At 35.6% G+C, this 12,151-nt stretch carries 7 protein-coding genes; 3 read left to right on the forward strand and 4 right to left on the reverse strand.

The annotated features are described in order from the left end of the window. Positions 1–119: 119 nt before the first annotated feature. The 4 genes from IPI31_07645 to IPI31_07660 form a co-directional block, all read right to left on the reverse strand. The gene (locus IPI31_07645) at positions 120–1,523 is read right to left on the reverse strand and encodes an IS4 family transposase (GenBank protein MBK7567690.1); all 1,404 of its coding nucleotides are present in this window, start codon (positions 1,521–1,523) and stop codon (positions 120–122) included. Positions 1,524–2,454: 931 nt separating this feature from the next. Continuing rightward, complete coding sequence (locus tag IPI31_07650) at positions 2,455–4,341, reverse strand: T9SS type A sorting domain-containing protein (GenBank protein ID MBK7567691.1); 1,887 nt, start codon at positions 4,339–4,341, stop codon at positions 2,455–2,457. A 160-nt stretch (positions 4,342–4,501) separates the two neighbouring features. Then, on the reverse strand, positions 4,502–5,227 hold the full coding sequence (kdsB, locus tag IPI31_07655) for a 3-deoxy-manno-octulosonate cytidylyltransferase (GenBank protein MBK7567692.1): 726 nt from the start codon (positions 5,225–5,227) through the stop codon (positions 4,502–4,504). A gap of 635 nt (positions 5,228–5,862) precedes the next feature. Next, entirely contained in the window at positions 5,863–7,239 is a 1,377-nt protein-coding gene (locus tag IPI31_07660; protein ID MBK7567693.1) for a nodulation protein NfeD, read from the reverse strand. A 190-nt stretch (positions 7,240–7,429) separates the two neighbouring features. Here IPI31_07660 and IPI31_07665 point away from each other — a divergent pair, with 190 nt between their 5' ends. From IPI31_07665 to IPI31_07675, 3 genes are all read left to right on the forward strand, one after another. After that, positions 7,430–8,305, forward strand: coding sequence for a LysM peptidoglycan-binding domain-containing protein (locus IPI31_07665; GenBank protein MBK7567694.1), 876 nt, complete (start codon positions 7,430–7,432; stop codon positions 8,303–8,305). A 358-nt stretch (positions 8,306–8,663) separates the two neighbouring features. Further along, positions 8,664–10,163 (forward strand): OmpA family protein, encoded by a 1,500-nt coding sequence (locus tag IPI31_07670; GenBank protein MBK7567695.1) that lies wholly within the window; start codon positions 8,664–8,666, stop codon positions 10,161–10,163. Between the two features lie 1,001 nt (positions 10,164–11,164). Further along, a complete protein-coding gene (locus IPI31_07675; GenBank protein ID MBK7567696.1) occupies positions 11,165–11,947 on the forward strand; it encodes a hypothetical protein in 783 nt (260 codons plus the stop codon). Positions 11,948–12,151 lie beyond the last annotated feature (204 nt).

The following is a 12,151-nucleotide window of genomic DNA, read 5'->3' on the forward strand; positions in this document are numbered from 1 at the left end:
GCATTGACGAAGCCGTTTATTTAATGCTCCGGGTTGAGAGGGTTGGCAAGGTTGGCAGGGTTCTGTGCGGAGGATAAACCTCTGGGTGGACGATCCGATTAATGCCTGCCCGACTACTGCTACTGTGTACCCACATCTTTAATAATTCTTACGGCGATTAATAATTTATTAAATTGTTCCAGTCCAATTTTAAGTGTGATAACACCTGGTATACCCTGTGATACATATCCTTTCCATCCGCCCATTCTACCTATAATCCAAGCCGCCCATTTGATACTGGTTTTGTTGTAGGGATTTTTTTGTTTTTCTGTGGAGCCTTCCAGATCAGCATTCATTATTTCTAATAGCTTGATCTGTTCATCATCAAAAGCCACCTTTATTGGCAGGCCTATGGTTGGATCGCCAAAACTTAAATTCATTTGTAAAATTTTAAGGATTACGGTTAATTGCATGATTACCAATTTACGAATTGACCAACCACTTTCTAATTCTGATTCCTCAATACCAAATCCATCTTTTTTTAATAACCTGAATACTTGCTCGATATTCCATCTGGAGGAATACCATTTAATGATCTGTAATGCCTGATCAAATGTTTCTATTTTATGCGTAGTTAATAATTTCCAATTAATTTTAGTAGAACTTTTACCTTCCTCCACTGCTGATATGCAATACAGTGGAATCGACACCGGATATTTTTCTTTATTTAAATTACGAGGTCGTTGAATTTTACATTCTATAAACCGAACCTGAATAGTTGCCTCTCGTCGATTCTGTCCTGTGCGTTTTTCAGATGGAATATTTATTTTATATGTTCCTGCAATCGTTGAATCTAAAACCGATTCATACATATCTTCTCCATTGAGTAATTTTCGTGTAGTTCTGCTCCTTATAATTAAATGTGTTCTGGAATCGGGAACAAGGGCAAATTGCTCAAATATATCACCCTCGCGATCCTCTATAAAAGTAACCATGGAAGCTCTCTGCAGCGTTTCCTTGCTAATTTGGGGTATCTCTATCCATTTATAAGATTCTTTATCCTCAATGGGTTGCTTTTTGTAGTTTCTATTAAGTCTATATGGCTTGTCATGATCCCGATTAAAAATTTTAATTGCTGAGTAGCCTAAAGGAGCTAGTGTCTCTGCATTAATAACTAAACCAGGATGTAATTTAAAACAATAAGCTATCTGTGAGTTATCTGAACGACCTAATCCACTGTTGCCGTCAATTCTATTTCGATGGTTGATTAAATTAATTTCACTGGTATCCTGAATGCATAATACATGACTGTTATCGCAGAGGTGTTTTACTCTGCCGGTGGCCTCTTCAATTAATTTTTCTTCACTCACTTTTGGATTAGTTAGAAATCGGTAAAATGCCTTTTGTTCAGATGGACTTTTAGAAAGTTGACGTACAACTGAAACCGTTCGTATACTTAATTGACTCCAAAAATTAATTGCTCTCGCTTCAAGTCGGGTATCATTAAAAAGTCCACTATAATTGGGTGTAAAGTTAATTTCCATTTTGTCGTTTTCATCAAACTTAGTACGACTAATGGCAATCAAAACGAGAAATATAAACAGTCAAATGTGTACAAACTGCTCAATGTATTATAATTTTACAATAAGGAAAAATAAACTTGTGGGTACACAGTAGCCGACTACTGGCGGGTTCTTTATTCCTTGTTCTATACCTGTCCGACCACTGGCGGATTCGATATTATTTAAAGTTTAAATGGGAAGAAAAATTTTCAGGCTTAGGATCCAATTATTATTTTTTATTTTTTGATTGTTATTTTTTATTACCCTTTTTCCTGCGAAGCTCAACCTCCCAATGTAACTAACTGCCCATTTATCTCCCTTGCTTTAGCGAAGGAGGACTGCCCACTGCCACTGCCTACTGCCACTGCCTACTGCCACTGCCTACTGCCACTGCCCACTGCCACTGCCACTGCCTACTGAATTAATCTCCGCAAAAAATGCGGATATTAAAGCTATCAACATTTTGAAGCAACCTCCTTTCCCCTTCTTCCCACCCTCGCACCGGCTATTCGCTACAAGTCCTCGCTCGTGCCTCGCTGCGGGCTTTCCGCTGCTATCCGGGCTAAGAAAAAAGGGTTCGCAATTTTTCCGGGGCTGTTCAAAAAAACATCTTCAACTCAAATAATTATTTTAACATCGTGCTTTAAGATTAAAAAACTTTCCTGCAATATCAAATAATTCAAAAAATATGGGACCCGAATTTCCTGATTGGCTTGCAATAATATTAATTGCACTTCCATCGCAATTAATATTTATATTTTCTTTAAACTGTTGAGAAGAAATAGGTGTGCTAATTAAACTTCCTGTTTTAAATCCTGTTTCCGGTATACGTTGTTATGAGTATAGCGAAATGTAATGTCTATACAAGCATATTACAGTAACGATAAATTAAACATTTTGCTGGGAGCAATTTTCAAAGGATTACAAATTTAATACAGGATTGAATTTCATTTTTTGTTACATACGCAAAATAAAATCCGGGTGTATGATAAGAAAATACAGTATTTAATTGATCTGCACCTCCCCAGGATGCAATTTGTTGTCCTATTGCATTGTAAATAGTTAGTTTATCGAAGGGTTCATTAATTAAGATATTTACCAGGTCGTTTGCCGGATTAGGAAACACAGTTATATTTATTTCATCTTGATTATTAACATTACTATCAAGGAAATTAAATGGTTTGCTCCATGCAAAACATCCATTTTCCAAACTAACACGTGCCCGATAAAATCCATTATAGGTTGGATAAAATATTTGGGAAATTTCATTATTAATTAAAGTATCATTTACATACCATTGCCATGCAATTCCATCAATTGCCATCAGAAAGCCATTTATCTCAGAAATATCAAAAAGTGAATTATTACATTCGTTTGATCTGGCAACATAATAATCACGATGGGGTTGAATTTGATAATTTTTTAAAGTATCCTCCCCAAATATAAGAGTATCTCCTTCAATACTTGAAATAAAAATCATATTGCCAAATGGATCGGTCATTGTGGCAGGTATACTATTATCATATATCAATGGTAATGAGAATCCGTTAATATTATTAAGATGAGAATCAAGATAAATCACAGCTGGGTCTGATGCTCCCGAAACGTTTATCATGGAATCCATTCCATTCCAAAATGCAGAAGAAATTTGAGTGCTAAAATTTAGTTTATTATTTATGCCGTTGGATATATTATATAAATAATTAAAATCTGATGAAAATAAAGAAGAATATGCATATTCACCTTTATAATTAAAAATGGACATAAACTTAGTTTCAAATCCCCAAGGTACTTCTTTTAATGTATCTTCCTCAATTATCATGAATTCATCAAAAAACGCTCCTACTATATAAACGGAATCCTTGGTAAAAATTATAGAATTGAAACCATGTGGTTCGTCACTAATTGTTCTTGCACATAATATGTTTCCCGAATTATTGCAGATTCCAAAATAATCCTGGTCATCATATGGATGAGGATTATATAGTGTGATCGAATCTAATACATAAGAATCATCATGAAATTCACCCCAAAAACATAAGTCTCCATTTTCATTGGAAACACCTTGAATACCATATGTATATCCTATTAACAATTTTGCCCAGTCTGCTTTATTCTCTTGATTGTAGTGAACAATGAACGCTTGCTCCTGATCAACAATATTTACCAGTATTGTATCGCCTAAATCCATCGCCTGACAGATGGAAGTCATGCGGCCCAGGAAATAAAATCCACCTTTTTGATCGGAAGCAATTTCGTTTGGATTTACCCCTTCTTCATAAAGGTGCGACCATATTAAATTGCCATCCGGGTCAAATTTTAAGACGAAACCCAGTGAGATTTTATCGTCTCCTGATAAAATCGTTGTGTCTATATACAAATCGCCTCTAAAGTACCAACCAGCAATTAAAATATTTCCATGTGCATCGAAAGTTGCAGATCGAAAATCTACCTTTTGCACTAATCCATTGTCAAGATTATAAATTTGTCTCGCCCAACTTATGTCTCCTTCATTATTGAGGACTGCAATATATCCGTCACCGGCTTGGTATTTAGATGTTCTTAAAAGTTGTGTATCTCCAATTGTTATTGCATTACTATAAATATCACCAACTATTAGTGTATTTCCAAAATTATCTGCATCAAACAAATTGATCGGATCTTCATGATTTCCGTGTACTTGAAGCGCCCAATCCCATTGTGGCATTTGGGAATAAGAAAATAGGTAATTACCGATTAGAACCGCTAATAATATTATACGAAGGAAGGGAGATCTTTGTGTATTAGCAAAAAGATACATAACATAGGGTTTGACTACTAAATTACAACATTTTTTTGGATTAGCCAAATTGATTCCCAAAAACCATTCTCAGCCCTGATCAAGTTTTCAGCAAAATTTTGGTGGACTCAAAGTTCTTACTTCGAGGAGTGAGACCGTCAATGAAAAAGTGAGAGCCTCACTACGTTTTCGCAAGATCTTCGGGTGTATCGATTCCAATCGTATCAATATCCGTTTCTACAATTTTTATTGTAAAATCATTTTCCAGCCAACGCAATTGTTCGAGTGATTCGGAAATTTCGAGGGAGCTTGGAGGGATGATGTTTATCTTGCGGAGGATATCACTTCTATAGGCATAGATGCCGAGATGTTTATAGTAGGATGACGTGTTTAACCAATTTTCTTTTTCTTCGCCTCTGTTAAATGGAATAGGATTTCTCGAAAAATATAATGCATTTCCCGAAACAGAAAAAACCACTTTTACAATATTGGAATTAAAAATATCATCACTGTTTTTTAATTTAATTGCCAGTGTTGCAATTTGTGTGTTTTCATCGCTGAATGCTGTTATTAATTTTTCTAATTGTTCGGGTTGAATAAATGGTTCGTCACCTTGAATATTTACAACCACATCATAATTCTCCGTTAATTTCCGAACCACCTCTCCACAGCGATCGGTGCCTGATTGATGTACGGTAGAGGTCATCATTGCATCCCCCCCAAAACTTTTTACATGTTCTTCAATTCTTGCATCATCCGTAGCTACAATTATTTTAGAAAAGGATTTTACCTTTTGTGCTTGTTCATATACGCGTTGTATCATACTTTTTCCATCAATATCAACTAAAGGTTTTCCCGGAAAACGGGTAGAGTTGTAGCGGGATGGGATGATGCCTATGATGTTCATATTAGTCATTAGTCATTAGTCATGTTGAAAATCATGATGAAAATCATGATGATTAAAAAAAGTTCCACTCGAAGCAATAATTATCATCCCGTCAAACTGCCCACTGCCACTGTTTACTGCCCACTCGATTCAAATCTTTCTTTTTCTAAAATTAATATTTCACTCGAAGCAATAATTATCATCCCGTCAAACTGCCCACTGTCCACTGCCCACTGTTTACTACCCACTCGATTCAAATTTTTCTTTTTCTAAAATTAATATTTCACTCGAAGCAATAATTATCATCCCGTCAAACTGCCCACTGCCCACTGCCCACTGTTTACTACCCAATCGATTCAAATTTTTCTTTTTCTAAAATTAATATTTCACTCGAAGCAATAATTATCATCCCGTCAAACTGCCCACTGCCCACTGCCCACTGCCCACTGTTTACTGCCCACTCGATTCAAATTTTTCTTTTTCTAAAATTAATATTTCACTCGAAGCAATAATTATCATCCCGTCAAACTGCCCACTGCCCACTGCCCACTGTTGACTCCCCATTCGATTCAAATTTTTCTTTTTCTAAAATTAATATTTCACTCGAAGCAATAATTATCATCCCGTCAAACTGCCCACTGCCCACTGTTGACTGCTCACTCCCCCTTCCTCACGATCAAATAATTATTCATCACCGCAACCACCTTCACCACTTCCCCTTTCGAAATAAATTCTCCGTCGCTTTGGCCGTCGTACCATTCGCCGTTAATTTCAATTTTTCCTGCGGGACGAAGATCGCTCATTGCTATTCCGATTTTGCCGATAAAATCGGATGGTACATTAAAGATGGTTGAATTATATCCTTCACTGTGATTTTCGGATGTTTGAAGTGATAATGTTTTAAATAGTTTGGAACGCGTAAATCTTCCGAAAAACGCGAACATCACTGCTAAGGAAATTACGAAAGAACTTAAAACTATTAATAATGATGTTGTGATCTCTCCATCTCCACTCATTTCAAAATTAAATCCTACATTTTTTACCATTGCCAATACCAATGCCGAAAATGTAAGTACCATGCCGGCAATTCCCGTGACGCCGAATCCGGGGACGACAAATATCTCGAGAATAATTAATATTAATCCGATGATAAAAAATAATATTTCCCAGTTTGCTGCTAATCCTTCCACATATAAAGGAGCAAAATAAAGTAAGGCTGCAATTACTGCAATTACCAATGCAAATCCGATACCCGGTGATTGTAATTCAAAATATAATCCCAGAAAAATAAAAGTGATACATAATCCGCGAAGCACTGGATTTAATAAAAATGCCATTACTTTATCCATTCCTGTTGTTTCATATTCGGTGATCTCGTAGTTGGAGATATTTAATTTTGCTAACAGGTCTTCAACGGAATTTACTTCCCCTTCGCAATAATTAAATTTAATTGCTTCTGCAGTGGTGAAGGTTAGAATTTTATTGGAGTCGATAATTCCCGGAACTGCACCACCTCCCTGCACCATTGCTTCGGCAATTTCAGGATCGCGGCCATTTGCCTCGGCTGTGGAACGCATAATTCCTCGCATATATGCCTGATATTTTTCATCCACTACATTTCCTTCCTGATCAACTACACTGGCGGCTCCAATTTTAGCGTAAGGCGACATATATATGGAATCGCAGCTGATGGCAATCAATGCTCCTGCGCTCGCTGCATTATTTGTGATATAACACAGAACAGGGATAGGGCATCGCAATAATTTCACGTGAATGGTATCTCCTGCATCCAATAAACCACCATAACTATCAAGGCTCATAACGATATAATCGGCATTCATCTCCTTTGCTTCGCGAATGGCCCGGTCAACAATTCGCACGGCAGTTGGCATGATATCCTGGTGCAATTCGAAGTAATAGATCTTCTTTTTTGCGACAGCATTGCCCTGTGCAGCAGTTTGCGCCTGTGTGCATAACAGTACACTTATAAAGGTAATGGTTAATAAGATGCGGCTCAAAATGCTTCTGTACATGGTTTATCAATTTACTTTTGCATGTGAATAATTTGTTAATAAATAATAAGTTCACAAAAATACAAGTTATACAGATAGTCTCTCGTATGAATAGAAAGAAAACAAGAGCAAGTTCTGTAAAAATTGTCAGTCTTTAATTATTTAACGCAAAACGTAAAAATATATGGAGGCACTTTTACAAGATAAGAATATGAAAAGAATTTGTGCATTGATACTCGTCCTTTTATGGGCTTGGAGTGTAGTTGGAAACAATCCCGTACCGGGAGACTCCGTTGGAGTTAAAACTGTGGACGGCAAAACGCTAATAGTTTATAAAGTAAGTGCGGGTGAAACTGCATATGCGGTAAGTCGAAAATATGCCATTGCCTTTAAAGATCTTTCTGCAGCAAACAGCGGAGTTGATATGGGCGCTTTAAAAGCGGGTCAGGAAATTCTCGTACCCGGAAATTTTGCTGCTAAGGTTACTCCCGTGACAAAAACGGAGCCTGTGGTTACAAAAAATGAGGTTGTTGTAAATGAACCTATTGTTGAACCTAAAGTTGTAGAAACCGAACCGGAACCTAAAGCACATGTAATTGAAACACCGGTAAAAACAGAAACTCAGGCAGAAATAATTAAGGAAGAACCAGTTGTTGCTGCTGATCCAGTTGCTGCTGATCCGGCAATGTTGTCGGAAGGTGATCTAACTGTTGAACCCGTTGTTGAAACCGCAGATAAAACAAAAACCTTTGCGCAATTATATGCGGGATATCTTTCAACAGATATGATCGCAACTTCAGAAAAAGGTGTGGCTACCTGGATAGAAAATAACGGAATTCAAACAGCGAATGATCGATTTTATGCGTTGCACAGCACAGCTCCAATTGGTTCGATAGTTAAGGTGCGCAATCTGATGAATAACAGAACCATTTATGCAAAAGTTATTGGCAGTTTAAGTGAAAGTGAAAAACAGGAAAAGGTTTTAATTAAATTAAGTGCGGGTGCGGCGGAAAGATTAAATGTGTTGGATAATCGTTTTGTAGTGGAAATGACCTACTATCTCGCAGAAGATAAGGCAATGAAATAATAGTTCAATAAATGTGTGGAGAAAGCGGCGTTGTAATTAATGCCGCTTTTTTTATTGTTTCAAGCCGGGACTGCTGAGAGGAAGTGATTATAGGGTTTGTTTCCCGCAGAGTTGGCAGAGGTGCAGAGGACGCAGAGAATGAGTAATGAGTTATGAGTAAGGAGTTTACCCCGACATCACATTGAACTTTTATGGCACCATGTAACTCATTGCTTCCTTGAAGTCATGAATTATGCTTCCAACGTTTACCAACTCATCACTCATTACTCATTACTCATTGAAGTTAACCCATCACTCGAAGCTTGCATGATTCAAACAATAATTTGAATCATCAAAACGTTCAATACCAAATTCGAGCATGAAAATCCATTTACTTCTCGCTCTTGCTTTTGTATACGTTTCTGCGACAGCCCAACAATTTAACAGGACCATTTATTTCGAAAACGACGAATCCGTTTTGGATGAAAGTGATAAAGTCGTCATAACAGAATTGGTAAATTTTTTAAAGAAGGATGATATTGAAATATCCTCCATAGAAATTTATGGATTTGCCGATACTTCTGCTTCTGTGAATTACAATAAAACCTTATCGAAAAAAAGATGTGATGTTGTTTTTTCTGTAATGGAATCAAATATTCCTGTAGCGTTAAAAGATAATGTCACCATGCATTGGTTTGGCGAATTAAAGGAAGGTGATACTAAAAAAGATCTTCATTATTCGCAGCGATGTGTGGATGTATTTATTACCTATAAGGAAATTAAATCTAAAGATAATATTTCTGAATTATTTGATCAACTGCGTACACCCACTCAAAAATTTAAAATTGATCCGACGAAGGATACGATTCTTATTGGAGAATCCGGAACTATTATCAGTATTGATGCAGATGCATTTTATATACCAAAAAGTTGTGCTGGCGAAAAGGTTGATATTGTATTATTGGAGGCTTATGATCCTCTTTCAATGTATTTAAATAACCTATCTACAATGTCGAATTCAAAACAACTGGAATCGGATGGCATGATATTTTTGAATGCACAATTGTGCAACAGAATATTAACAGTAAAGGAAGATAAACCCTTAACTATCATGTTTCCAACTGCTGAACTTAAAGAGGAGATGCAATTATTTAGTGGAGTTAAGACGGAATCAGGAAATATTAATTGGGTGGTTTCACAAAATGAACTTGCTCCATTTGCAGATTTTAAGGTTGAGGAACTGTTAAACAGATATCATTTTTATAACAAAAAATATATTGAACGCTGTCCTTTATTTTTCTGTCAGATCAAAAATTTAATTGGAATGGATTCAAGAGTTAATTCCACAAAAGTGGATGTAGGAAAGGTTGATTATGTAGCTTTTAACAAATATAAAGATAGTATTTGTGCCGTTTATGGAGTGAGGAGTTATTACCAATTGTGCAAATTAATGGAAGAGCGGGAAAATAAAAATTTTGAATCAAAAATTGGGAGAGAAAACATAGCTGCAAGCGATTGGAGCTATTATATCACCAAAACTACTGATCTGGGTTGGATGAATTGCGATCGTTTTTTAGAGCTTCCTGAAAATAAAAGAACTAATATTATTGTTGAACAGAAACCTGCTGATAATATAAATATAAGTTTAGTGTTTACGGAATTTAAAAGTATGATGGCAACTAATAATAACACCTTTGAAACTTATGGATTTGCCAATGTTAAAAAAGAAAGTAAGTGTTATGTTGTTGCCTTAAAATATGAGGATAAAAAGCCCTTCCTAAGCTTACAAAAAGTTACAATTGCACCCGATTTGGTAATTAAACCGGAATTTAAAGAATATTCGATTGCCGAGTTAAAAAAGGAGTTGAGTAAGTTGTGATTTTTACAAAATTTTGTGGTTATGAACTCTTAGAATGCAGATTTCATTGAAATTATATCCCTGCTTGTTTAATCCTCGGTTTGGGCTAAAGCCCGACATGGTGTACGAGCATTATCCCACCGGCTGAAGCCGGGGGTTATTGGTAGATCATATGGGATTTTATAATCTAAATTGAGGATTCATTTTTTATATTGAAAGAATTAATTGTAAATAATCTCCTAATTTTTGTAATTTGTTATTTATTTCAATAGTTAGAATTTCGAGTATAATAGCCGCGGGTTTTAACCCGTGGATATATGATGTTAAAATTCCCGGTCTTTAGCCCAAACGGTGATTTTCAATGGGAGAAGTATAAGATTCAGATTGTGATTTTATGATTCAGATTCCATTGGAATTAAATTCCAACATGTTTAATCCTCAGTTTGGGCTAAAGCCCGGTATTGTGTGCGCCTATTATCCCGCCGGCTAAAGCCGGGGGTTATTGGCAAATTATATGAGATTTTAAAATCTAAATTGAGGATTCATTTTTTATATTGAAAGCATTAATTGTAATTAATCTCCTAATTTTTTTAATTTGTTATTTATTTCAATAGTTAGAATTTCGAGGATAATAGCCGCGGGTTTTAACCCGTGGATATATGATGTTAAAAGTTCCGGGCTTTAGCCCAAACGGTGATTTTCAATGGGAGAAGTATAAGATTCAGATTGTGATTTTACGATTCAGATTCCATTGCAATTAAATTCCAACATGTTTAATCCTCAGTTTGGGCTAAGCCCGATATGGTGTACGCCTACTATCCCGCCGGCTAAAGCCGGGGGTTATTAGGGTGATATCTTAAGTGCCCTACGAGAAGTAAGACCCTTACTGAAATAAAACAGTCCGGCTCTAACTAATATTGTGGCACTTAAGGATTAGATATTTGATTGAATTCTGATTGAGGTATAATTAATTATCTTAGCATTTCAATTTGATGATTTCTATAAACCCTCAATTTTTTTTAATGTCCCTAAATCCTTTTTCAGAACGTTACAAAAAACTAAACAATTCTGATCTATTGGATATTATTTCTAATCCGAAAGATTATCAAGATTTAGCCCTCGAAGCAGCAAAATTAGAATTTGAAAACCGACAACTTACGGATGAGCAAAAAGAAGTAGCTAAATCGGAGTTATTCCTGAAATTAAATGCTAAAGAAGAAAAACGAAAACGATTAATGAGTATTGAGGAGAAATTAAAATATACCGGCGAATCAGTTTTTGAAAAATTTATTCCGGTAATGAGTAATCCCCGGCCTACCTTAAATAAAACAGATCGCATAACAACCTTATTACTGATCATTTATTTAATTTACTTTATTTCTGAAATAAAATTATTACGGATTAATCTCAGCTATTATAATGAGGACCTTAAAATGGACCTGTTAACCTCATTGCCTCAACTCATAATGTTTCCAATTATTATTTTCCTATTCTGGAAAAGAAGGAAAAGTGGTTGGATATTAATGACAATTTTCTTTTCATTTTGTGCAAGTGGTTTATTATTCTATTTTGTTTCTGAGCTTTTTAATCTGGTAGTAGAAAATGAAACTGATAATATATTTTCATTTTCTATAGCATTTGAATTTATTTTGCCATTTTGTATTCTCATTTTTATTTTTTGTTTTAGTTCATGGTACTTATGTAAAAAGGATTTGCGGGAAATTTATAAAATTGACCGGTTGGAGCAATTTTCAGCACTAATTTTTGGAATTGCCATTGCGTTATTAATAATAACATCAATATAATTTTTATTTGTATTTCTGTGGATTTAAATAAGACCCTGATTAAAAAAGTGAAATCCTCAATAAAATTAATCAGGGTTCCTTTTTCAACCTTTACCAACCCTTCCTTCCTTTATTTCCTTAGACCCTTCACCTTCAATTCTTCGAATCTTCTCCCTTCGAATCTTTTTTTATTGGTGAGACCCTCACTAAAAAAGTGAGAGCCTC

The organism is Bacteroidota bacterium (assembly GCA_016706865.1).
Lineage (GTDB): Bacteria > Bacteroidota > Bacteroidia > Chitinophagales > BACL12 > UBA7236.

What these genes read in the sequence shown, in the direction of transcription:
- IPI31_07670 (MBK7567695.1), top strand. Translation starts at nt 8,664, where the DNA reads ATGAAAATCCATTTACTTCTCGCTCTTGCTTTTGTATACGTTTCTGCG.
- kdsB (MBK7567692.1), bottom strand. Translation starts at nt 5,227, where the DNA reads ATGAACATCATAGGCATCATCCCATCCCGCTACAACTCTACCCGTTTT.
- IPI31_07675 (MBK7567696.1), top strand. Translation starts at nt 11,165, where the DNA reads ATGTCCCTAAATCCTTTTTCAGAACGTTACAAAAAACTAAACAATTCT.
- IPI31_07645 (MBK7567690.1), bottom strand. Translation starts at nt 1,523, where the DNA reads ATGGAAATTAACTTTACACCCAATTATAGTGGACTTTTTAATGATACC.
- IPI31_07660 (MBK7567693.1), bottom strand. Translation starts at nt 7,239, where the DNA reads ATGTACAGAAGCATTTTGAGCCGCATCTTATTAACCATTACCTTTATA.
- IPI31_07665 (MBK7567694.1), top strand. Translation starts at nt 7,430, where the DNA reads ATGAAAAGAATTTGTGCATTGATACTCGTCCTTTTATGGGCTTGGAGT.
- IPI31_07650 (MBK7567691.1), bottom strand. Translation starts at nt 4,341, where the DNA reads ATGTATCTTTTTGCTAATACACAAAGATCTCCCTTCCTTCGTATAATA.